The sequence below is a fragment of the Mesobacillus harenae genome, from assembly GCF_013343715.1.
Lineage (GTDB): Bacteria > Bacillota > Bacilli > Bacillales > Cytobacillaceae > Mesobacillus_A > Mesobacillus_A harenae.
In genome coordinates this window covers 103483-127916 of sequence record NZ_JABUNR010000003.1, presented here as the reverse complement: position 1 = coordinate 127916, position 24434 = coordinate 103483, and the positions used below count along the sequence as shown (strand labels likewise).

23 protein-coding genes and 1 other annotated feature are annotated in these 24434 nt (G+C 40.4%); of the genes, 1 reads left to right on the top strand and 22 read right to left on the bottom strand.

Going from position 1 to position 24434, the window contains the following annotated elements; all coding sequences use genetic code 11:
• Positions 1-63 precede the first annotated feature (63 nt).
• Positions 64-1149 carry a M42 family metallopeptidase gene (locus HRJ06_RS04650; protein WP_174729654.1) on the bottom strand — a complete coding sequence of 362 codons (1086 nt, stop codon included), beginning with the start codon at positions 1147-1149 and terminating at the stop codon, positions 64-66.
• 73 nt (positions 1150-1222) lie between these two features.
• Positions 1223-1714 carry a dUTP diphosphatase gene (locus HRJ06_RS04645; RefSeq protein ID WP_174729651.1) on the bottom strand — a complete coding sequence of 164 codons (492 nt, stop codon included), beginning with the start codon at positions 1712-1714 and terminating at the stop codon, positions 1223-1225.
• A 209-nt stretch (positions 1715-1923) separates the two neighbouring features.
• Here HRJ06_RS04645 and HRJ06_RS04640 point away from each other — a divergent pair, with 209 nt between their 5' ends.
• Positions 1924-2304, top strand: a complete 381-nt coding sequence (locus tag HRJ06_RS04640; RefSeq protein WP_174729648.1) for a sigma-w pathway protein ysdB — start codon at positions 1924-1926, stop codon at positions 2302-2304.
• Positions 2305-2344: 40 nt separating this feature from the next.
• Here HRJ06_RS04640 and HRJ06_RS04635 read toward each other — a convergent pair whose 3' ends face one another.
• From HRJ06_RS04635 to HRJ06_RS04540, 20 genes are all read right to left on the bottom strand, one after another.
• A complete protein-coding gene (locus HRJ06_RS04635; protein WP_174729646.1) occupies positions 2345-2914 on the bottom strand; it encodes a TVP38/TMEM64 family protein in 570 nt (189 codons plus the stop codon).
• Positions 2915-2976: 62 nt separating this feature from the next.
• A complete protein-coding gene (locus HRJ06_RS04630) occupies positions 2977-3252 on the bottom strand; it encodes a DUF1294 domain-containing protein (RefSeq protein WP_174729643.1) in 276 nt (91 codons plus the stop codon).
• A gap of 108 nt (positions 3253-3360) precedes the next feature.
• Positions 3361-3720: a 50S ribosomal protein L20 gene (gene rplT, locus HRJ06_RS04625; protein WP_174729641.1), complete on the bottom strand. Its 360-nt coding sequence runs from the start codon at positions 3718-3720 to the stop codon at positions 3361-3363.
• A 31-nt stretch (positions 3721-3751) separates the two neighbouring features.
• Positions 3752-3952, bottom strand: a complete 201-nt coding sequence (gene rpmI / locus HRJ06_RS04620) for a 50S ribosomal protein L35 (protein ID WP_174729638.1) — start codon at positions 3950-3952, stop codon at positions 3752-3754.
• A 15-nt stretch (positions 3953-3967) separates the two neighbouring features.
• Complete coding sequence (infC, locus tag HRJ06_RS04615) at positions 3968-4471, bottom strand: translation initiation factor IF-3 (protein ID WP_174729635.1); 504 nt, start codon at positions 4469-4471, stop codon at positions 3968-3970.
• Positions 4472-4619: 148 nt separating this feature from the next.
• Positions 4620-4746, bottom strand: a sequence feature (ribosomal protein L20 leader region).
• A gap of 172 nt (positions 4747-4918) precedes the next feature.
• Positions 4919-6850, bottom strand: coding sequence for a threonine--tRNA ligase (thrS, locus tag HRJ06_RS04610; RefSeq protein WP_174729632.1), 1932 nt, complete (start codon positions 6848-6850; stop codon positions 4919-4921).
• Between the two features lie 523 nt (positions 6851-7373).
• On the bottom strand, positions 7374-8243 hold the full coding sequence (ytxC, locus tag HRJ06_RS04605) for a putative sporulation protein YtxC (RefSeq protein WP_174729629.1): 870 nt from the start codon (positions 8241-8243) through the stop codon (positions 7374-7376).
• Between the two features lie 183 nt (positions 8244-8426).
• A complete protein-coding gene (locus tag HRJ06_RS04600; RefSeq protein ID WP_174729626.1) occupies positions 8427-9830 on the bottom strand; it encodes a replication initiation and membrane attachment family protein in 1404 nt (467 codons plus the stop codon).
• 153 nt (positions 9831-9983) lie between these two features.
• Positions 9984-10445, bottom strand: coding sequence for a transcriptional regulator NrdR (gene nrdR, locus HRJ06_RS04595; RefSeq protein WP_174729623.1), 462 nt, complete (start codon positions 10443-10445; stop codon positions 9984-9986).
• A gap of 440 nt (positions 10446-10885) precedes the next feature.
• Positions 10886-11290, bottom strand: a complete 405-nt coding sequence (locus HRJ06_RS04590; RefSeq protein ID WP_174729620.1) for a hypothetical protein — start codon at positions 11288-11290, stop codon at positions 10886-10888.
• Positions 11291-11501: 211 nt separating this feature from the next.
• Positions 11502-11882 (bottom strand): adenosylmethionine decarboxylase, encoded by a 381-nt coding sequence (gene speD / locus HRJ06_RS04585; protein WP_174729617.1) that lies wholly within the window; start codon positions 11880-11882, stop codon positions 11502-11504.
• A 307-nt stretch (positions 11883-12189) separates the two neighbouring features.
• On the bottom strand, positions 12190-13221 hold the full coding sequence (locus tag HRJ06_RS04580) for a glyceraldehyde-3-phosphate dehydrogenase (RefSeq protein WP_174729614.1): 1032 nt from the start codon (positions 13219-13221) through the stop codon (positions 12190-12192).
• 540 nt (positions 13222-13761) lie between these two features.
• Entirely contained in the window at positions 13762-14373 is a 612-nt protein-coding gene (coaE, locus tag HRJ06_RS04575; RefSeq protein ID WP_174729611.1) for a dephospho-CoA kinase, read from the bottom strand.
• A gap of 24 nt (positions 14374-14397) precedes the next feature.
• Positions 14398-15030 carry a sporulation membrane protein YtaF gene (ytaF, locus tag HRJ06_RS04570; protein WP_174729608.1) on the bottom strand — a complete coding sequence of 211 codons (633 nt, stop codon included), beginning with the start codon at positions 15028-15030 and terminating at the stop codon, positions 14398-14400.
• Between the two features lie 239 nt (positions 15031-15269).
• Entirely contained in the window at positions 15270-16100 is an 831-nt protein-coding gene (gene mutM, locus HRJ06_RS04565; RefSeq protein WP_174729604.1) for a DNA-formamidopyrimidine glycosylase, read from the bottom strand.
• 461 nt (positions 16101-16561) lie between these two features.
• Positions 16562-19192, bottom strand: coding sequence for a DNA polymerase I (polA, locus tag HRJ06_RS04560; protein ID WP_174729601.1), 2631 nt, complete (start codon positions 19190-19192; stop codon positions 16562-16564).
• Positions 19193-19302: 110 nt separating this feature from the next.
• Complete coding sequence (hflC, locus tag HRJ06_RS04555) at positions 19303-20238, bottom strand: protease modulator HflC (RefSeq protein WP_174729598.1); 936 nt, start codon at positions 20236-20238, stop codon at positions 19303-19305.
• Complete coding sequence (hflK, locus tag HRJ06_RS04550; RefSeq protein WP_174729595.1) at positions 20235-21197, bottom strand: FtsH protease activity modulator HflK; 963 nt, start codon at positions 21195-21197, stop codon at positions 20235-20237. Before hflK ends, hflC begins: the two co-directional genes overlap by 4 nt.
• Positions 21198-21658: 461 nt before the next feature.
• A complete protein-coding gene (pnpS, locus tag HRJ06_RS04545; RefSeq protein WP_174729592.1) occupies positions 21659-23419 on the bottom strand; it encodes a two-component system histidine kinase PnpS in 1761 nt (586 codons plus the stop codon).
• Positions 23416-24129: a response regulator transcription factor gene (locus HRJ06_RS04540; RefSeq protein WP_174729589.1), complete on the bottom strand. Its 714-nt coding sequence runs from the start codon at positions 24127-24129 to the stop codon at positions 23416-23418. The genes pnpS and HRJ06_RS04540 overlap by 4 nt, the downstream gene beginning before the upstream one ends.
• Between the last annotated feature and the right edge of the window lie 305 nt (positions 24130-24434).

Here is a 24434-nt window from a genome sequence, read left to right as displayed (position 1 = left end):
TATTTTTCTCTAACTCTGCCTCAGCTTTACATAAAAACCTCCGCTAGGAGCGGAGGCAACGGCTTAATCAAAAGTAAGTTTGTCGACTGTTTCTTTGTCAAAGCGCTTGATTACTTCAACAATTAACTTTACGGCATTTTCATAATCGTCACGGTGAAGCATTGCTGCATGAGAATGAATGTAGCGAGTTGCAATAGTGATCGATAAGGCTGGTACACCCTTATGAGTTACATGAATCGCTCCTGAATCTGTACCGCCCCCAGCCATAACGTCAAACTGATAAGGGATGCTAAGCTCATCCGCTACATCTGTGACAAAATCACGGAGCCCTTTATGGGAAACCATCGAAGCGTCATAAAGGATAATTTGCGGACCTTCACCCATTTTTCCAAGGGCTTCTTTTTCTGAGATACCAGGTGTGTCTCCGGCAATTCCTACATCCACACCAAAAGCGATATCAGGCTCAATTAATTGAGCCGATGTGCGTGCACCGCGCAAGCCCACTTCCTCCTGCACTGTGCCTACTCCATAAACTACGTTAGGATGGTCTTCACCCTTAAGCTGCTTAAGGACATCAATTGCAATAGCACAGCCGATACGGTTATCCCAAGCCTTAGCGAGCAGCATTTTTTCATTGTTCATGACCGTGAATTCAAAATAAGGAACAACCATATCTCCTGGCCTTACTCCCCATTCTTTCACCTCATCCCGGCTAGATGCACCGATATCAATGAACATCTCTTTAATGTCTACAGGTTTTTTACGAGCCTCTGGAGGAAGGATATGCGGCGGTTTAGAGCCAATTACTCCAGTTACTTCACCTGTACGGGTAACAATGGTAACTCTTTGAGCCAGCATAACCTGGGACCACCAGCCCCCAACAGTTTGAAAGCGGATAAATCCTTTATCGTCGATGCTTGTAACCATGAATCCTACTTCATCAAGGTGCCCAGCAACCATGATTCTAGGGCCGCCATCTTTTCCGGTCTTTTTCGCAATTAAGCTTCCAAGACCATCTGTTGTTACTTCATCAGCAAATGGAGCAATATATTTCTTCATGACTTCGCGCGGCTCCCGCTCATTTCCCGGGATGCCCTTAGCATCTGTTAAGTCTTTCAGCATAGTTAACGTTTCATCTAATTTCGCCATTATTTCGACTCCCTTAATATGTACTTTGCGCCTTCATTATACTAAACCCAGAATAGATGCGCAAAAATTCTGGTTAATACCCCTGTCTCTGTCTTTCATAATTTACTTCATTTTTCATAATATATCCCTCTTCTATTTCTTGCCAAGAGAAATGGAGCTGGCCGCCAAGCAAAATATATTGGGAAAATAATGCTTCATAATCATCCTTTGATTTAGTTGAACGGAACTTGATAATCGATTCAGCTACCTTTAAAAACTGGACAGTTAAATTATGGTCACCAGGCTCACCTTTGTGCCCCTCACTTGAATATTCGTACCCCAAATCAAGTCCCAAGGATAAAATAAAGTGAATTCCATCTACATATTCTTCTAAAATAATCTGCTTTTCTGAAGCTGATTTTACACTCCAAAATTTAAAACATCTGGTTTCATTTGCAAGTTCACCCGCTTCCACCAGCAGGGCCAGCAATTTTCGATCAAACAAATCCTCCTTGTCCAGACCATGCTGGCCTTCGATATGTCTATCCAACTCTCTCTGCATATCGTACAATTTTTTTATATTCATCATTACCTCCAATAATTCACACTAATTAAAAATAGAGCTTTTAAGCAAAAAAGGATATAGGCACCATGGCCACAGCTTTATGTAAAATTATAAAACAATTTGCCATAGGAGTGAAACCTTTGCCCCTATTCGTTCGTAAAATAAGTCAACCTACTAAACTGACGTAACTTATTATAAGTATTATCTAAAAAATCAATGGAGGTTCATATATGATGTGGGTCCTGAGGCTTCTGTTATTAGCTCTAATCATTTTTATAGTTTACAGCGCCGTTAAATATCTTTTCAGCCCAAAGAGAAAGCTTGAGCTTGCTCATGAGCAAAAGCGTTTCTATTTTGTTGATGACCGTGAAAATATTAGAAAAAACTTCATGTTAACTCATAAAGGGGTATTATTTGAGGGCGAAAAGTACTTGGGGACAACAGATGCAGCATTTGAAGTGGTATCTATTTTTATCTGGCCTAAGAAAACAGCCTCACTTCAGGGACTTGAAAGGGAAGATTTTAAATATATTGAGGATCAGGTTCACAGCCGATATCCGAATGCCGATATTGATTGGAAAAGCCCGATAAAGGAGTTTCTAGAAAAATAGCAAACACCTCACCCTAAAAAGTTCGGTTAGCCGAACTTTTTTATGTTGCGTGAAAAAAGTCTCTCCACTTTATGGTTGTCATTTTTTCTCTTAGAAGATAAGTGAGCATGGCAAGCGAGAACAGGAGGATAAGGATCAGTGTTGGTGTAAAGCTAGTAATAAACTGCCCAAAAACAGTATAAAAAAAGGCGAGTGGCAAATTAGATGCGAGAGACCCTTTTGTATAAGCTTTTAAGCCCTTATTCCTCTCAAGCAGGCAATAGCTTAACAGGTGATAATGAATAAATGGAATCAGCCTTAGCACAGCCACCTGCGGCACTGTTAAATATCTGTACTCGCCAAATAGTCTTGCCTTTAGCTTAGATAGCTTCTGCGTGACGCCCGGCATTTTTTCAAACATCGAGTAAAACAATAAACTTGAAATAAACAACCCGATGAAGGAATAGGCTGTACCGAAAACAGTTCCAAACAAGATCCCCCCAGCTATGCATAGAACTGCTGGTGGAATCAATAAAAACTGCCTTAAAACATGCAGCAAAATAAATAAAAGCGGAGCTAAGAGACCACTAGATTCAGCGATGATAAGCAGCAACGACAGCTTTTCGTTCATGATGCACCTTCCTTCGCTGTAATACTTATTGTCTATTACAGCTTATAGAAAGGTCCAGGCAGTTATGTCAGGATTTTAAAGAAATAGACAAAACCCGCTGCTTGAAGCAGAGCAAGAATTGGCAGCCCCGCGCTAAACTGAAAATGCTTCGTTTTATGACGATAAAATCTCATTCCGGCCGTCATTCCTGCTGCTCCCCCTAGGAAAGCAAGCCACCACAACTCTCTCTCGGCTACTCTGTGTTTATGTTTTTTAGCCAGCCGCTTGTCTCTTCCCATTATATAAAATCCGATTAAATTCAGGACCAACCATACTCCTGAAACAACTCCAAAATTCATACGAATCCCTGCCTTCCTATAGAAAAAGCCATTCTCTGCAGAGAATGGCTTTACCTATTTAACAAAGTTTCAGTGCCTGGCTGTTCCAGGCGCTTACGCTTATTTCATTTATTTATTAAACTGTTGCTTAGCTGCATTTGCTAATTCAGCAAATGCCTTTTCATCGCTAACAGCAAGCTCAGCTAGCATTTTACGGTTAACGTCAATACCAGCAAGCTTTAAGCCATGCATTAAACGGCTGTATGAAAGGCCGTTCATGCGTGCAGCTGCATTGATACGAGCGATCCAAAGTTTACGGAAATCGCGCTTTTTCTGGCGACGGTCACGGAATGCATACATTAAAGATTTCATAACCTGCTGGTTAGCAACTTTATATAATGTATGTTTTGAACCGTAATAACCTTTGGCTAATTTTATAACTTTTTTACGACGTTTGCGAGTAACTGTACCGCCTTTTACACGTGGCATGTTTTTTCCCTCCTATATATGGATCGAACGATTACTTAAGGTTTGTTAATAAGAAACGGATACGCTTGAAATCACCTTTAGAAACTAAAGTTGCTTTACGAAGTTTACGCTTCTGCTTTTGAGACTTGTTAGCGAACATATGGCTTCTATATGCGTGCGAACGCTTTAGTTTACCAGATCCAGTTCTTTTAAAACGCTTTGCAGCGCCGCGGTGAGTTTTCATTTTTGGCATTGGATTTCCTCCTCATTACTTCTCGATTTTAGGGGCTAAAACCAGGAACATGCTACGTCCTTCCATTTTCGGGTGGGACTCAATCGTAGCAACTTCCTTGCATGCTGCAGAAAAACGGTCTAAAACGCGCTGGCCGATTTCCTTATGAGTAATAGCACGACCTTTAAAGCGGATAGAAGCTTTCACTTTATCGCCTTTTTCAAGGAATTTGATTGCATTGCGAAGCTTTGTATTAAAGTCATGCTCATCAATAGTCGGACTAAGACGAACTTCTTTAATGTTAATAATCTTTTGATTCTTACGCGCTTCCTTCTCTTTCTTCTGCTGCTCAAATTTGAACTTTCCGTAGTCCATGATTCTGGCTACAGGGGGTTTCGCATTTGGGGCAACAAGAACAAGATCAAGGTTAACACGTGTAGCAATTTCAAGTGCTTCAATTTTTGTTTTAATTCCAAGCTGCTCGCCATTCTGGTCAATGAGACGAACTTCACGGGCACGAATGCCTTCGTTCAACAACATATCTTTGCTAATAGTTAGCCACCTCCAAGGGATAATCGAATACTAGTTTCGGATGAAGATTGTTTTTTTGTACTAGCTGAATTTCCAAACATGGTTATTCAGCCTTGCCAGGCAAGACTCTGTATAATACAGCTTGCCAAGCTTGTCGCACAATAAAAAAGTGTGGGTGCAAAAACACCCACACTACGAAAACATCACAAATGGTTTGTTCCGTAAACCTGGCAACTGCAATGATGCGTCAATCAGGTGAGAAGCGGGTGCTCCTTCTTTTCCTCAAACTTGTATTCAGTTCACTTAAGCTAATATAGCATAATATTAAAAGATATGTCAAATGAATTACTTTTACTGCAACGAAATGTATTTTATCAAATAGACAAGAAGGAAGCAAGTACTTTTTAAAACAAAAAGGCTGGATCAGATCTAGTTTTCCTAAATCCAGCCTTTTCCTTAGTGTTTTACTTCTTCTTTAAGAGATTCCATGAATGTCTTAAACGGAACAGTTTCTGATGCTTGCTCCCCGTATTTGCGGACATTGACAGCACTCTCTCCAACTTCCTTATCCCCAACAACAAGCATATAAGGTATTTTTTGCATTTGGGCCTCACGGATCTTGTAGCCAATTTTTTCTTCACGTCCATCGAGCTCAACCCTAAATCCTGCTGCTTTAAGATTTTGCTGCACTTCTCTTGCATAATCAAAGTGCACATCGGGAGAAACCGGAATGACCTGAACTTGGACTGGAGCGAGCCAGGTTGGAAATGCGCCCTTGTACTCTTCAATTAGGAAGGCGACAAAACGTTCCATCGTTGACACCACTCCGCGATGAATAACGACTGGCCGGTGTTGTTTGCCATCTTCCCCAACATATGTTAATTCGAATTTTTCTGGCAGCAAGAAGTCAAGTTGGACAGTTGAAAGAGTCTCCTCTTTTCCAAGAGCTGTTTTAACCTGGACATCAAGCTTCGGTCCGTAGAAAGCAGCTTCCCCTTCTGCTTCAAAGTAATCGAGTCCAAGCTCGTCCATTGCTTCTTTCAGCATTTCTTGCGCTTTTTCCCACATTTGGTCATCATCATAATATTTTTCAGTATCAGCGGGATCCCGGTATGATAGACGGAATGAATAGTCAGTTAAGTTAAAATCTTTATAAACTGCAAGCACTAAGTCAACTACACGCTTGAACTCTTCTTTGATTTGATCGGGACGAACAAAAATGTGAGCATCATTTAAAGTCATTCCCCGAACACGCTGCAGCCCTGAAAGCGCCCCGGACATTTCGTAGCGGTGCATTGTTCCCAGCTCAGCAATCCTGATTGGCAGTTCTCTATAACTATGGATGCTATTCTTATAAATCATCATATGATGCGGGCAGTTCATTGGGCGGAGAACAAGCTGCTCGTTGTCCATATCCATAACTGGGAACATATCTTCCTGGTAGTGATCCCAATGTCCTGAAGTTTTGTATAAATCAACACTTCCCATAACTGGAGTATAAACATGATCGTAACCGAGGCTTATTTCTTTATCAACGATATAGCGTTCGATAATCCGGCGGATGGTTGCCCCTTTTGGAAGCCATAAAGGCATCCCTTGGCCAACCTTCTGAGAATTAGTAAAAAGGCTTAGCTCTTTGCCGATTTTACGGTGGTCGCGTTCCTTCGCTTCTTCAAGCAAGCGCAAATGCTCTGCAAGGTCTTCCTTTTTAAAGAAAGCTGTTCCATAAATCCGCTGAAGCATTTTATTATCACTATTTCCGCGCCAGTATGCGCCAGCAATGCTTAATAGCTTAAATTCTTTAATTTTGCCTGTGGACGGAACATGAACCCCGCGGCAAAGGTCCGCGAATTCACCCTGCTCATAAAGAGTAACGGTTTCCCCTTCAGGGATCGCCTCAATTAATTCAAGCTTATATTCATCGCCAATTTCTTTAAAAAATTGGATTGCCTCATTACGGCTTACCTCTTTACGAACGATCTCAAGATTTTCATTTACTATTTTAGCCATTTCTTTTTCAATTAGAGGCAAATCTTCTGGGGTTAATGATTCTTCCAAATCAACATCATAATAAAAGCCGCCTTCAATTACTGGGCCTACACCAAACTTTACATTCTTGTAAAGACGTTTAATAGCCTGTGCCATAAGGTGGGCATTACTATGGCGGAGCACCTCAAGTGCTTCTTCCCTGTCAGGAGTTATAATTTCAATCGCCCCATCTTGTTCGATCGGACGGCGCAAATCATACATTTCACCATTCAATTTTCCCGCAATGGCTTTTTTCTTCAAACCTGGGCTAATTGAAGCAGCGATTCCTTCAGTTGTGGTCCCTCTATCAAACTCCTTTAGAGAACCATCTGGAAATGAAATTTTTACTACATCTGCCATCACTTTTTCCTCCTAATCCAAAAGTAATCATTTGTTAGCCTGGGGAAGTACTTCCCTCCATGTCTAGCAGCTTTTGGTTTTTTTAAAATAAGACTGTTTTAAGATTGTCTGTTGGTTTCCACTCCAGGCACTTCGTTTACCGTGGGGCTTAAACACAGCCAAAAATAAAAAAACTCGTCCCTGGAAAAGGGACGAGTTTTTAAACACGTGGTTCCACCCAATTTTTCGCAAAAACAGGCATAGCTTCTCTGTTTGTTGCGACTTGGTCAGATAACGGCTGTCACCGCCAGCAGCTACTATCAGGAGGAAAGGCTAAAGCACATCATCCTGTTTTCACAGCCGGAGTTCAGAGGTGGTAAGTATTCTTCTTGTGTTAGGAAGTTTGCAGCCCCGCCTTCCCTCTCTGGAAACCTTGAAAGAACACCCATGTCCTCATCGTAACTTTTTCATATGTTACTGATAATTGGCATTTATTATGTACGTAATTATAGTTTGTAATTGTTTGAAAATCAAGTAGCTCTCTCTAATTTTTATGGCTGATTTGAAAATGAGCATTCTTTCTGGCGTAGAACTCTTTAATTTTCCGCTTGTTGACTCGCTCTTCAAATATATTTTTTATCGTTCGTATTAAAGGTTGATCAGGCTCGTCTGTATAAAGGTATATAGTGGAAGGGGCAATCGAAAGCAGGGGGGCAATCGTTACAGAATCAATATAGACAGGATGATTCACGATAAGCTTTCGGTCAATGGCCCGTACAAGTTCACTGCGTTTGATCTCTGTAAAGTCCGCATTAAAAAATACAGCCCCATCTTCTAATACTAAATGAAGATGGTCAGCCTGAGGCTCTCTTCCGTCTAAAAAGTCTCTTAAGATTTGGACAAACATCTGGTATTCTTGTTCCATTTTGTACTCGTCAATTGCCAACTCAACATAGCGGCCAAGTTTTTCAATGAACGACTTTAAGCGGAACATAACAAATGAGTCGAAGGAGAACGAGATATTATCGCTGAACAAATCCTCAATTGCTGCAAAAATTAATGCGTCGTCATCCAACCCTTTCAGGAAACAGGCTAGTTCTTCTCTGTTTCCATCCAGAATAGAATAAATGATCTCCAAAATTTGCTGCTGTTCATCAGAATCATCATAAAAATAGTGATCCGACAGTATTTTTTTAAACCAATCTTCTCTTCTAGTAGTAATAATAAATTCATAAAATGCCTGTTTCACCTTTTTTATACTTTCATAAGACATTGTATTTATGTTTAACTTGACTTTATTTCGATCTTCAATAAGAAGAATAGTTTGTTTTTCCTGCTCATTGTGAAAACAGTCGAGCAATTGATCGTATAAACTTTGGGCATCCTGGCTCTTTTGGAAGATGATTTCAATCAACCAAATCCCCCCTTATTATCAAATCTCTGATTTTATATATATGGGGGACTTGTTCAAATTAGAAGCAAGCTGGAAAAGTCTGTCTGAAAATTCCGGTTTAATGCATAAATCAATTTCTGCATTTACTAACAGTAAAGAGCCGCCACATATGTGGACGGCTCTTAATAGTAGTAAGGATGACAGCTATTTTCCGGATTTAAACCGTTTTAGCTCTTCGTCTAATTTTCGCTTTTCTTCCTCAAATGTGTCCTGACCCTCAACATCAGTCTCAAGTTTTCGAGAGGACGGCTTTTTCTTGACCCAATCCGGTAAAGGCTCCTGTTTATACGGAGCAGTCTGACTTCCAGACTGCCCCTTCTTACCTTCTGCCCAGTCCAAATACTGCCGATGTTCATTTTTGGCTAGTTCCATCGCTTCTTTAACCGTTTTAATTTTTTTCCTCGCCCAGTGGCTCGCTATCTTTTCAATATAGCCCTTTTGCAGCTTCATATCCGTTTTGAGCATGACGTATTGCACGAGTACATTCACTACTCCAGGCAAAAGTTTCTGAGTAAACATGATATCCTCAATAATCTGCAAGTCTGATTTTGATGCCTCTGCTCCCCCTGAAATATCAATTAATAACTGACGTGGAGAGGTCGTATCAAAATAATGGATTAGTTTCTCTTCCTTTGTTTCCGGCACATTCCTGTCCCTTTTATGCTGCATAGGCTGCAGCCTGTCCAACAAGTCTGGAAGCTGATCCTGATTTTCGAATTGATACCAGTCTCTTGCCGCTTTTCTAAGCTCCTCAATTTCAATTTCATTATCAGCAGTCAAAGCGCTGAGAACCAAGTTTTTCATTTGTAGTGCATCAATTCCATATAAAAATGCAAGGGTGCTGATTGCTCCCTTCACTTTAGCTGACAAGGCTCTTTTAGGAACGAGTGAATCCCTTAACCCCGCCAACAGGACATCAAAGTCAAATAGAGATTCATCGATTTTAATTTCCGAAGAAACCTTTCTTCCAATGAAGGCCTGGTCTTGCCCGGCACCAAGATCTATCGCTGTATCCCTGTCATACTTAAGAGCATCCTGGGGAGCAGACTCATACACGTCCTGGAAGGACCTTGTAATTTCCTTGTAAGAGCCGTCATCGATCTTAGTTTGGTCAGTGAAGAATCGCTTAAGTCTTAGAAATTGGTTTTTCCCGATTTTTCGGTATAAGTAAATATTAAGCATACCATCCAGGAAGAATTGCTCTGGTGACAATGGTGGCTGTAATTCATATATAAACGAACGGCCCTCCGGTTCAGTTTGAGTAAAGGTTTTTAAAAGACCAATTCCTTCAAGCTTCAGCCTCGCATGATAAATGTCTTTTAAATTAAGATCTGTTAAATTCATTAAGCCGTGATGGGAAGCAGCGCCTGACCATAGCCTGTTTTCCTCTACCTCAGCCCATAATGTCATATATAAGCTAAAACAAGCTGTACCAACAAGCGGCTGGTATAAAAAGGTAAGTACTTTACGGTCATATTCATGCAAAAGGCCGTTTATTGCAACCCGATACCTGTCAACAGGAAGTATTTCCTGCCAGTGCTTTGCCATTTCCTTCAAACCTTTCTTACCTATTATTTACCAAAACCTATTCTGGGTTACTCAATTTATTCCGCTTAGGAAGAGGTTTCTCGTTAGTGAAAGGACACTAAAAGACAACTAATCACTTGAAAAAAATCAAAATTTTATAGCCATCTGAGAACCCTATGATTGTTCTTTTTTTATTAACTCTTTTAGTTCATCAATAAAGACATTTATATCCTTAAATTGCCGGTACACGGATGCAAACCTAACATACGCCACTTCGTCAACTTTGGCCAGCCTGTCCATTACCATTTCCCCAATTGCTTCGCTTTTAATTTCTGAAACGCCTTGGTTACGAAGTTCCTTTTCCACTTCTGACGCTATATCCTCTAGCTCCTTTAGGGCGACTGGGCGTTTTTCACAAGCTTTAATTAATCCACGCAACATTTTTTGCCGGCTGAACTCTTCTCTTGTTCCCTCTTTTTTAACTACAATTAGAGGAGTTTCCTCTACTTTTTCGAATGTTGTAAAACGGTAGCCGCATGCTTCACATTCCCGTCTTCTCCGTATGGACTTGTTTTCATCAACAGGACGGGAATCAAGCACACGGGTAGACTGATTCTGGCAAGTTGGACATTTCATGATATCAGCTCCAGATCCTACATTTAATATATTTTTAGTGCTTTACTAAGAGCTCCAATTTTAAATAGTGCGTCCGCCGAACGAGAGTGATCCTGATGACTTACGAATAGTGTTACTATTTGCTGCTGTGCTGCTTGTAGCGAAGTGCTCGACTTATCAATTGCATCACATTTCTCTGCGTGTGCGGGTTAATTCGAGGGATGTCAAACCAATTTACTGTGGAAGAACCGAGACGCAGGAAACCCCTGAGGCGCTCATCGGTACTTGTACTTCCTGCATTTCGAAGACAAAGAAGCGTTTTTGCTTCTGACGAAGAAAGTGAAGTTTGCCTAGTTTCAAGGAGGCGCAACTAGACAGGCTCCTGGAATCGCCAGCGGAAACGCGAGCAATTGCACCGGAAATAAACAGCGTTTTTTTTACGAAACCAGAATAAAAAGGGCCTATTTCTGACCGTTTACTCCAGATCCTATATAAGTATTCTTCTTATTAAGCTCTTCATAAAATCTCAAGATTTCTTGTTTAAGAGATGGATAAATACCAGTTACGGAAAATCTTTCTGTTGATATATGGAAATCCACTGCTATTTCAAATGGCTTTGTGGTTATAACTGTTATTATAACAAATCCTCGGCAGCCTCTGTTTAATTCCGCAGAAATTTCACCATGATCTGCTGATATCGAATTTATCGTATAGGCGCTATCTTCCTTTAATACCTTCTCAACAGATTCGAATAAGGAATTAAACTTTCCTTTATAATATCTAGTTTTCAGTTCTGGATCCGCATGGTTTTCTTCTGTCCCGCCAGATTTCTGATACCGAGTGGTTAAAGCGCTAACAAAAGACATATCGTATCCTCCCAGCCCATGATATAAAGCTATGTATCGTGCCTCTATAGACCATTTTACAACAACCCTGAAAGAAATAACAAAAGTGCAAGTGCCTTAAAGTATAAAAATTGTATCTACAAAGCTAACGGACTTTGGTCAAACCTTAATTACTACAGATAAAATTAAAAGAGAGGTGTATAAATACACCTCTCTTAAACTTCATTCATTTTTATAGTGCTTTCACTTTTGCCTGCTTTACTTGTACCGGACCCATACCACGAGGAATTTCAATGTTTTCGCGTGTTTGTGCCCCTAAAGCATCAGCAATAAAGTCAGCTGCAATATTTGGATCCAGGTCGCCGCATGTGTATACATCAATGCTCGCGTACCCGTGTTCAGGGAAGCTATGAATTGTTAAGTGAGATTCAGAAATGATAACCACTCCGCTTACACCTTGAGGTGCAAATTTATGGAAGGCAACTTCTCTTATTTCTGCACCAGATTTTAGTGCGGCCCCTACAAATGTTTGTTCAATAAAATTCATATCGTTAAGTTTGTCAAAATCGCAGCCCCATAATTCAGATATTACGTGACGTCCCATTGTTTCCATATTCAATTTCCCCCTTAACCGGATTTACTCATAAACTTCCCATTTTCAACGGTAACTTAGGCTACCACGGGGGAAAGTTAGTCCAAAGAGGTCCTAACCCTTTAAGTAGCTAATTTGGTACCTTTATTAAGAAGTTCACGATGACTAGTATACTAAGTTTATATTACTTTTGCAACACATGCAGGGAACTTTTTTAAAAATGCTTATCTCATGAGATTACTAGATTATGCGGATTCTCTTCTTTCCTGTTGTATGCACAGAAAAACACCCGCCAAACTTGGCGGGCTCTAATTTTACAATCTAACCTTTAACCTACTCTTGCTGTTTTGGAATGCAGCAATTCCCTGGCGACATATTTCATAAGATCTACGACTCTGCAAGAATAACCCCATTCATTATCATACCAAGCAAGTACCTTTACCTTTTTAGCTCCTATTACCATCGTCGATAATCCATCGATAACTGCTGAGTGTTCATTTGTATTAAAGTCGATCGAAACGAGGGGTTCATCAGTGATATCTAAAATACCTTTTAAGCTTCCTTGCGAAGCTGCCTTAAACACATCGTTTATTTCATCGATTGTTACGTCACATTTCAAATCAACAACAAGATCTACAAGTGATACATTTGGAGTAGGCACCCTAAGTGACATTCCGTGAAGTTTGCCTTTTAATTCAGGAAGCACCAGGGAAAGCGCCTTAGCTGCTCCAGTTGATGTCGGAATAATCGATTGTCCACAGGAACGTGCCCTGCGAAGGTCCTTATGAGGATTATCGATATTATTTTGATCATTGGTATAGGCATGTACAGTCGTCATTAATCCATTTTCAATTCCGAATTTATCATTTAGCACTTTTGCAACAGGCGCTAAACAATTAGTGGTGCATGAAGCATTTGAGATGACATCATGCGTTTCAATATTAAACTGGTCTTCATTAACGCCCATCACAATTGTTATATCCTCATCCTTGGCCGGGGCTGTAATGATTACTTTTTTTGCACCTGCATCGATATGCAAGCCAGCTTTTTCGCGATTATTGAATTTTCCTGTAGCTTCTATAACAATATCTATGTTTAACTCTCCCCAAGGAAGCTCTGCGGGATTACGTTGGTTGATTAAGCGGATTTTCTTGCCATTGACAATAATTGCATGATCCTGAGCAGTGACTTCTCCCTCAAATTGACCATGATTAGAATCATATTTTATTAAATGTGCCAAAGTTTCAGCTGGGTAGCTGGCATTAATGGCCACAATATCAAGATTATTTTCAAGAATTGCCTTTCTAAACACCATTCTTCCAATTCTTCCAAAACCGTTAATTGCGATTCTCGCCTTCATTTGACGGCTCCTTCCACATTAGTGTTATACTCTAATACCCTTTATATGTAATTAGTATAACATAATAAGGAATAATTGTGATAAATAAAATCACACATTTTAAAAGTTTTATAATTCAGAAAAGTGAGAGCGGGTGTCCATTAGAATGTGGGGCGCCTCTAAAGCGTATAGGGACCTGATTCAATCAAGCGAAAACCGACTTATCATTGTAAAGATGAGCGAAGAACTAGATGCTTCACGATAAGTTGGATGCAGATAATACATAGGTTATTTTAAATATAAACTCTATTATTTTATAAACAATAAACTCTGTTAAAGGCAATGTTGATGATTTAACCCCATTAGTATGTTCTTTATTTGCAGGTTAATTGGAGGGCCGAATTAATAGTCCTGCGAAAAAGGCAGGTCAGGGGAGCCACAGGAGCGAAGCGGCAAATGAGTATGAATTGTATACGGATTACAAAACAAAACAAAACAAAACAAAAAAAACAGCCTAAAGTCAGCTGTTCCATTTACAGATGGTTAGACTATATGCGCTAATCAAGAAGTGAGCGGTTTACCTTGCCACTGGTTAACAATTTTTATAAGCTGACTCTCTGTATCAGATAAATCACCATTATTGTTAATCACGGCATCAGCAAGCGGAATCTTATCTTTTAGAGGCATTTGTGATTTAATTCTCGCCAGCGCATCTTCCTCCGTGAATCCGTTTCGGCTTATAAGCCTGCTTAGCTGAACTTCTTCGGTTACATACACTAACAGAGTTTTCTCTGCCATATAAGCTAGTTTGCTTTCAAACAATAAAGGTATGTCAAGGACAATAATTTCTTTATGGTCATTTATAGCCTTATCTTTTTTTTGAAGCATCCTTTCCCGGACAGCAGGATGAACAATTTCGTTCAGTACTTTTCTTTTTTCAGGATCATGGAAAATAATTGAACCTAACTTGCCTCTATCTAGGCTTTTATCTTCATTGAGAACAGTGTCTCCAAAAAACTCTATGATCTTTTTGTAAGCCAGCTCTTCCGGTTCAACAGCTAGCCTCGCCTCTATGTCAGCGTCTATTATAACTGCACCCAGTTTCTTTAACATGTTTGACACTGTGCTTTTACCGCTGGCAATTCCGCCAGTTAACCCAATAACAAGTGACATGAATTAGTTCCTTTCTGAATACGTTTAAATTTTCCAGATACCAATAAAAATTAAAAGGATTCCCGGAATGAAAGAACACTTCTGCGCCCAGCTCATATGTGAGAAAACCCCGCCTGCTTTTAAGCCAAGAAAAACAAAAAGAGAACTCATGACTGCAGCTGAAATTGCCAGTAAGAATGGTGAAAAACCTAGCATGGCAGCACCTATTCCTGCTCCAAATGCATCTAATGATAAAGCAATACCAAGCATTAACGCTTCAATTCCCGTAATCGTTCCAGAGCGGTCGAAATCGGCGCTCATTGGTTTTCTTAAAATATGAATGACAATGCCAAGCGACTTTATTTCATACTTAATAATCATTTTTTCCTGTCCAACCCCATCTGCTTTTTCTGGGCGGAAAAATTGAAATAAAATCCAGGCGCCGAGCATAATGAGGATAATCCCACCGATCCTTTCAGCCATTTTCGGTGTTAATAGATTCTCCAAGAAACTTCCGAATGCCATCGCTGCAACCAACATCACAGCCGAGCATATGGCAACAATCGCTATAGATCTTAAAGGAATAGCCATCTTTCTTAACCCATACGTAAATCCAACACTAAAGCTGTCAAGGCTAACAGCAAAAGCAAGAATCAGCAGCGGAAATGTATGCCCCATTTTGAGTACTCCTTCCTGTCAATCGATCGCTACAATAGTATATGGAAGGAGCCCATCCGATGTTAAATAGGAAAATTGGATTTACATTTTCAGGTGTAAAGTGTATGAGATGAATTTAACAATTTCACCAGTTTATCAAATTTTTTAAAAAGGGCATTCCCTTCTAAGGATATTGTGCCTTCGAAGGGTTAGATCAAAAATAACCAGAGCTATTCCAGTTTCCATTTTGATAAGTTCTACTAATTAAGCGGCTGGCAGTTCGGGCAGAAATGGGTTCCTCGTCCACCAACGACAGTTTTTTCTAGTGGGGTCCCACAATTTATGCACGGTTCTCCCTTTTTTCCATAAACAAAAAGCTGCAACTGGAACATTCCAATTTGTCCTTGGGAATTAATATAGGAGCGAATCGTGCTGCCGCCTTTTTCCACTGCCTCTCCAAGAGTGGAGACTATTTCTTTATGAAGAAGTTTTACTTCCTCTTCAGTTAACGAAGAAGCGATCCTTTCCGGATGAATCCCTGCCCTAAATAATGCCTCATCAACATATATATTTCCGAGTCCGACTAGTACCCTTTGGTCAAGAAGGGCAGGCTTAACTTTCCGGCTAGTTTTTTGAAGTTTTACCCAAAGATCGTTTATTGTAAAAAGATCAGAGAAAGGTTCCGGTCCTAGGTCTAAAAGAGGTGCCTGCTTAAACTCATCCCCCTTTTTATACAGGTGCATCGTCCCAAACTTTCTGACATCCTTATAGCGGAGCTCAGATCCATCTGTAAAATGATAAACAGCATGTGTATGCTTGTCTATTTCTGAATCAGAATTAAATACACCATATTTCCCCTCCATACGCAAATGAGAAACAAGGGCATAATCATTTGTATAAAAGATGAGAAATTTGCCGCGGCGTCCGATTTCCAGAAAAGACTGTCCCTTCAAAGCATCAGTAAATTGGATCACTTCGGCAGGGTGTTTGACCATCTTAGGCCATGAAATGGAAACATGGTCAATTGTTTTTCCAATAACAAGCTCTGCCAATGTCCTGCGGACAGTTTCTACTTCGGGAAGTTCTGGCATGTACTTTCCCCCTTAAGATTGAGTATCTTCCATAAATTTAATTTCCTAGCAGAATTCGTGTGCAAGCGCGTAAAGCTACTCTGAAACTTCAACTCCTCCTTTAGAAGCAAAAACCGCTTCTTTGTCGGATTCTTCGAAGTACATGATGTACAAGTGCCGACTTTGCCACAGGAAGTAGCGTACGTAGTCGGCCAGTTTCTGTGCTTCTTTCAGTCGGCGAGCGACGGACAGGATGTCCTAGCCAGGCGAGTGCCGCAGGACGCGGCAAGCTTCGAGCGTGGCTTTTCTTTGTCTAGCTCCGCCTCCTAGAAACTCTGAAACTTCAACTCCTCCTTCAGAAGCAAAAACCGCTTCTTTGTCGGAGTCTTCGAAGTACAGGATGTACAAGTGCCGACTTTGCCACAGGAAGTGGCGTACTTAGTCGGCCAGTTTCTGTGTTTCTTTCAGTCTGCTCTACTTTTCTATTTCGCGTCGAACCAGGTTGGGCCGTATGAGTAATCGACCTTTAACGGTACATCCAGCTCTACTGCACCTTCCATAACTTCAGGAACAATCTCCTTCAGCTTTTCAATTTCATTCTTTGGAGCCTCGAAGATCAATTCATCGTGAACCTGCAGAAGCAGTCTAGTTTTTAATCCTTCACTGCTTAATCTGTCTGCCATTTCAATCATAGCCTTTTTAATAATGTCAGCGGCACTTCCCTGGATCGGCGTATTCATTGCTGTTCGTTCCGCAAAGCTGCGCAGATTGAAATTTCGGCTCGTTATTTCTGGAATATATCTCCTGCGCTGCAAAAGCGTTGAAACATACCCTTTTTGCTTTGCATCCTTGACGATTTCCTCCATATAATCCTTTACACCCGGATAACTTTGAAGGTAGCGGTCAATAAATTCCCCTGCTTCCTTCCTAGATATGCCAAGACTCTGAGAAAGACCATAATCACTAATTCCATATACAATTCCAAAGTTTACAGCCTTCGCATGGCGGCGCATATTGCTTGTGACCTCATCAGCCTTTACGTGGAACACTTCCATCGCTGTCTTGGTATGAATATCAAGATCTTCCTGAAATGCCTCAATAAGTTTCGCATCCCCAGCAATATGTGCAAGAACCCTTAGCTCAATTTGGGAATAATCCGCTGCAAAAATAACCCAGTCATCCTCCGAAGGAATAAACGCTTGCCGGATTTTTCTCCCTTCCTCTAGGCGGATAGGAATGTTTTGGAGGTTAGGATCCGTCGAGCTTAACCGGCCAGTCTGAGTAAGTGCTTGATTAAAACGGGTATGAACCTTATCAGTTTTGGGATTGACCACCTTCTGCAAGCCCTCAATGTACGTAGACTGAAGCTTTCCCAGCTGGCGATAATGAAGGATCTCGCTGATAATTTCATGCTTAGATTCTAGTTTTTCCAGAATATCAGCTGATGTTGAATAACCTGTCTTCGTCTTTTTAAAAACCGGAAGACCCAGTTTCTCAAATAAGATGATACCGAGCTGCTTAGGGGAGTTTATGTTAAACGACTCACCAGCCAGCTCAAATACTCTATGTTCAATTGCAGTTAACTGCCCGCGTATATCTATGCCCATTTTATTTAATCGGGCGATATCCAGCTTAATTCCGAGGAATTCCATATCAGCTAAAACAAGTGTTAATGGCATTTCCAGCTTTGTAAACAGCTCATACTGCTGATTGTCCGATAGAAGTTCATCCAGTTTGTCTTTTAAGACATGAAGCCCCGCTGCCTTTCGGACCAAATGCTCAGCCAGCGCTCCTTGGTCAGGAACTCTTCGCTTCGCACCTTTCCCGTAAAACACATCATCTGATTGGATGCTGCTATAGCCATGGAGTTTAGCCACTGATGCAAAGTCATCTGTTGTTTCCGATGGATTCAGGACATAAGATGCAAGTAATAAATCAAATTCTGCACCTTTTAAATGAATGCCCTTATGCCTCAATGATACTTCAGATCGTTTAGCATCATATACTGCCTTTTTTTTGCTCCCATCCTCTGCCCAATTTTTAAAGACTTTAGATTCAAGAGCTTTTTCTGCAGCAAAAAAGAAACGCCCTTTTTCATTAACAAGTCCAAATCCGACAATTTGAGCGTAGTGGTAATTCTCTTCCAACACTTCAATATATAAGGAGTTTTCTTCAGCAAAATATTCTTCCTTAATTTCCTCAGGCACTTCAAATTCAATTTCTTCGAGCTCTTCTGAATCTGACTCAGGATCAGCACCAAGCTTGTCTAACAAGGAATTAAACCCAAGCTCTCTGAAGAACCGTAATAATTCGTCCCGGTCAAAGCCCTCATATTCGGAATCATTAAGCTGGATCTCGACAGGAGCCTCTCTGGTGATTGTTGCTAATTCTTTGCTCATTACAGCTTGCTCTTTAAACTCCTGCAGTTTCTCTTGCAGCTTTTTTCCGCTAATTTTATCAAGAGATTCGAGGAGATTCTCTAATGTCGAATATTCCTTTAAAAGCTTGATAGCCGTTTTTTCGCCAACACCAGGAACACCCGGAATATTATCAGAAGCATCTCCCATCAATCCTTTCATATCCACGATTTGTTTAGGGGTTAGCCCGTATTTTCCGAGGATATGTTCAGGAGTATACTCTTCGATTTCAGTTATACCCTTTTTGGTTATGCTAACCGTGGTTTTATCAGAACTTAGCTGGGTAAGGTCCTTATCACCTGAAATTATCTTTACTTCGAAGCCGTCCTGTTCAGCTTGTAAAGAAAGGGTTCCGATAATATCATCCGCCTCGTAATTCTCCAGCTCATATTGCGAAATTCGGTATGCTTTAAGTAGTTCCCTAATAAAAGGAAACTGCTCACTTAACTCAGGCGGAGTTTTTTGTCTGCCGCCTTTATATTCCTTAAATGTCTTGTGTCTGAAAGTCGTTTTGCCAGCGTCAAACGCTACCAGTAAGTGAGTAGGCTTTTCATCTTCAAGTATCCTCATCAGCATCATCGTAAAACCATACACTGCATTGGTATGTATCCCTTTGTCATTATTTAATAAGGGGAGTGCAAAAAAAGCCCGGTATGCAATGCTGTTTCCATCAATCAATACGAGTTTTTTTGTCAAAGTTAATCCTCCTAAACCTAAAATTTCAGGTAAAAGGCCATAAAAAAAAGACCATTATTTTCTTCATTTTATCATGATTGATAAAATAAAGAAAAATAACGGTCTGCATATTATTCAGTATAGCCCATTAACATTCGTGCATAAGGAGAATCTGACGGAAGAACGATTACCGTTTCTCCATTTATAGTTTGTTTATAGGAATTAAGCGTTCGGAACAAGGTATAAAATTCTGGATCTTTTGAGAAAGAAAGATTATACACCTTGGCTGCCTCTCCCTCTCCTTCCGCTCTGATAGATTCGGCGTCCGCAGATGCTGTTGCAAGAATCTCTTTAACCTCTCTATCAGTTTCTGCCGTTATTCGATTCTTTTCGGCATCGCCCATTGATAAATATTCCTGTGCTTTTGATTCTCGTTCAGAAATCATTCTAACAAATACGGAATTTTCATTTTCTTCAGGTAAATCCGTTCTCTTAATTCTCACATCTGTGACTACGATTCCGTATCCATCGGTGGCTAAGAGTTCATTTACACGTTCGGTTACCCTGTCATTTAAGGAGCCTCTAGAGGACTTTTCATCGTTAATAATTTCATCATAATTTAATTGCCCGAGCTCACCGCGTACAACCGAATAGATGAACTCCTCCATCTTTGATTCAGCATTTATGAGCGTTCTGGCATTTGAGATCATTTTCTTTGGATCCTCTATCCTCCAAATTGCATAGTTGTCGATAATCATTCGTTTCTTATCCCTTGTGTTGATCTCAGCTTCGGAAACATCATAGGTCATTTGATATTTAGGCAAACTGGTAACACTTTGAATGAAAGGAATTTTGTACGATAACCCTGGCTCTCTTTCTATGCGTACAACTTCTCCAAACTGACGGATAACTTTGTATTCTCCTTCTTTAACAATGAATAAATTAGTGAATGTAAAGATTAGAACAATGGCCAGCAGGAGCAGGAGGATGCCAATTTTAATATAATTACGCCAGTTAATAGAATTTCCTGCTTTATCTTTAAAGTTGATTATGTTCTGGTCGCTCATTGATTATCACTTCCTTCTGTACCCGGCTTTGGTGTTTCTTTTTCAAGCGGGCGAATCGGAAAGTATTTCAATGTATTTCCGTCATCGTTCATAATATATATTTCTGTTCCAGGCAGTACCTCATCGAGAGTCTCCAGTACAAGACGCTGTCTTGTAATTTCTGGATTGTTTCTGTACTCAGCATATAAAGAATTGAAAATGGCCACGTCACCTCTTGCCTTCTCTATCCGGGCAGCTTTATCTCCCTGCGCTCTAGATATAAGGGCATCCTCTTCCCCTTTTGCTTCATTGATCTTCTGATTTCGGTATTTCCCGGCTTCATTGATCTTTGTATTCATAGTCTCACGTGCATCTGTAACATTCGTAAAAGCACTTCTCACTTCATCATTTGGCAGTTCTACATCCTGCAGCTTGACCGCTGTGATTGAAATACCAACATCATATTTCTCAATAAGCGTCGCCAGTAAGTCCCGAACATCTGCTTCAATCTCTGCTTTTCCAGAAGTTAATGCATCATCAATTTTCGAGCTTCCGATAATACTCCGAAGCGAAGCTGAGGTAGCATCATAAAGAATTTCTTCTGGATTATCCGCATTAAAGAGAAACTTAGACGGATCAGTTATTTTCCATTGTACGACCAAATCCGCCAGGACGATGTTTTCATCACCGGTAATCATTTTAGTCTCATCAGGAAAACCTTTAATCTCTCCATCTTTCTCTTCATAACCAAATTGAAGACTGAAGGTTTCTTTTGAAACTTTCTCTACGCTTTGAATTGGCCATGGAAGCTTCCCATGAAGACCAGGTTCTGTTATCCCCGCTTCCACTTTTCCAAATGTAAGTATAACGGCCTGATCAGATTCGTCCACAGTATACCAGGTTGTAAAGGCGAGCAGTCCTAAGATTATGACAAGAAATACTGCACCAATAGTTATATATACTTTCCTTAAGCTAACCACATACTCTCCCCCTTCTCTAATTCTTAAATAAACCCTAAAAGCTTCTCCCATATACAATCATATCTATAATTCTATAAAATTAATACGGTTAATTGCCGGAAAGGTTTCATTATCTAGGCTAAAAGCTTCGTTACTTAAAAATCTAACTAATCCGGAGTGTAGTGCCCTAAATTGCAGGCTAGAGCAGGCCCGCTAGACTACCTGCACATTTCTGACAATAACATAGTGGCAAGAGCCCTTAAATGACATTTACACCAGAGCAAATAAAAGACGGTAACACTTCGCTGTTAATCTTCAGAGTCAGTAGTTGATGGAAATAAGAGAGACAATGTATACGATTAGCCATCAGTTAAAACCCGAACAATGACAAAAGGACGCAGCCGGATTGGCATGCGCCCTACTGAATATTATTCTTCAGATCACATGATACTTTATCGTCTAAGGTTACTCTGTAACTCAATCTAATGAACCTTATTTAGCTTGACAGAAAAAGTGGTTCCATTATCCTTCTCGCTGCTGACTTCAATAGTTCCTTTGTGGGCTTCAACGATATGTTTGACGATTGCCAAGCCTAGACCCGTACCTCCAGAGTTACGGCTCCTCGCTTTATCCACCCGATAAAAGCGCTCAAATATTCTCGGGAGTTCATCTTGTTCTATTCCTATTCCTGTGTCTTTCACTTGGACAGTCACAGTGTCTGTTTCATTAATGACGGAGACCATTACCTTGCCCCCTTCAGGCGTGTAGGCAATTGCGTTACTGATCAGATTAAGGAATACTTGTTTTAGCCTGTCACTGTCTCCCTCTATCAGTAAAGAGTCGTCACTCGCCTCAAGTTTAAGCTCGATTTTTTTTCTTTCTGCTTTCCCTTGCAAAATAGGCAGGATCTCCCTTAACTCTTGGTTGATATCAAGCATGTGAATGGTGAGCCTGAATCCCTGCTGCTCCATTTTGGAAAGGTCGAGCAACTCCTCAATAAGGGCTTGAAGCCTATTGCTTTCCTTTAAAATTATCGATAGGAACGCCTCTAAGGATGCTTCATCCTCCATAGCACCATCAAGAAGGGTTTCAGAAAAGCCTTTTATAGAGGTTATTGGTGTTTTTAACTCATGGGAGACATTGGCAACAAAGTCCTGCCTGATTTGTTCAAGCTTTTTAAGCTCCGTAATATCATGAAAAACAAGTAAGACACCCTTCCAAACTTTGTTTGTTCCTATGATCGGAACTCCATACACCTCAAAATGGCGCCTTTCTATTCCAATTGGAAGAATGATTTGCTTTCGTACCTTCTGTTCTGTCATAAATATTTTTTCTATAATGCTGACAACCTCGTTATGGATGATTACTTCGTGATATAACTTATCAAGATAATCGGAAGAGCCAACATGAAAAATGTCTTTATAAGCCCTATTTATAAGGTTAATATATCCTCTGCTGTCAATCAGGATCAGACCGCTGCCCATATTCTCAATTAGTGTGCTAAGTCTGTCTTGCTGAACTTCTTGCGATTTAACCATATCCTGAAGATTTCTTGCCAGAATGTTAATGGACGCACTCAGCATACCTGTTTCGTCCTCTTTTTCTTCATAAGTTCTAGCTTTAAAATTTCCTTTAGCCAGCTCAATTGCAACGTTGGCAGCTGACTCAATCGGCTTTGTGTACCTGGCTGTTATACGCAGACTCATTAAAATAATAACCAAGAGTGCGATTCCAAGACTTATAGTCAGCAGCCACCAGATTTGCCGGTAGGCTTTTTGCAGTTCATTAAATTTAGTAGTCAGAAAAATATAGCCTTCTATTTCTCCATTCTGTTCAAGCGGCTTCCAAAAATAATGGACATCATATCCGCCTCCTACTTCAAGCATATCAGGCCGGGCAGGTCTTTCATGGATAACTTCTTCTATAATCTCTCTATGCCTGCTAATTTGTCTTCCATGCAATTCTCCACTGTCGTAAACAAATGCTCCCGATAAATCAACTATGGTAATTCGGGCATTTAAAAGTTCACCTACTTGGGCAATATCATGCTCCTGGAATTGTCCCAAGCCCCCGTCACCCATGATATAGGTGCTAATAATGTTCATTTCACTTTTCACACGCTCATTAAAAGCATTAACATAATAGTTTTTAAACAACTGTCCGAGCAACAGGCCAAGACCTATAAGAACGCAAACTATCACGCTTATAAGAGCAAATAGAAGTTTCGTACGGTATTTGTTCATTCTCCCTTTGGCTCCTCCAGCTTATAGCCGAGACCCCGTACGGTCTTTATATATGCTGGCTTTCTTGTATCTCTCTCAATTTTTTCCCTAACATGGCTGATATGTACATCCACAATTCTTGTATCCCCTGCAAAGTCATAGTTCCAAACGGCACGAAGGAGCTGATCTCTTGTTAGCACTCGCCCCTTATTTTTACCTAGGTATAAGAGGAGTTCAAACTCTTTAGGGGTTATTTCAAGCTGTTTACCGTCGAAAAAGGCCTCGTATCGCTCAGGGAAGATTTGCAAATCACCAATCTTAATGTCATCTGTTTCTTCTTGTTTAGATTGACTCTCCGCCTGTCCCTGTGACCGCCTTAGAATTGCCTTTACCCTTGCAACCACTTCTCTAGGGCTAAAAGGCTTTGTCATGTAGTCATCTGCTCCAAGTTCCAGGCCCAGAACTTTATCGAACTCATCATCTTTTGCGGTAAGCATAAGAATAGGAGTTTCGATCCTGTTTTGGCGGAGCTGTTTACATACTTCAATCCCATCCAATTTAGGCAGCATTAAATCCAAAATAATAAAATCAGGAATTTCTGTTTCCGCAAGTCTTTTTCCTTCTTCTCCATCCACAGCCGTAACAACGGTGTATCCGGCCTGTTGAAGATTATACTGCAACAGCGTAACAATTGATGGCTCATCATCAACAACTAGTATTTTTTTCCCCATAACTGCCTCCAAAATAAGTAAGGTACGATCTATTTTATTATCATATCATATTAAAACTCTCTCCTATAATTGTTGGAAAGGCATTTATAATATACACTTCAAAGTTGCTGATTACTGACTGTTCAATTCAGCACGCTTTCCAAAAATGATTCCTTACATAAGGGTCTCGACTGGCTGGGTCTCCACAGAATATTGAGGGGTTAATTGCACATCTGAAAAAACTGCAAATGAAGGTGTGTTACACCTGGAATTTAATTTATAAAAAGTCTAAGGAAAACGATTACCTGTATCGAAGATAAGAACCA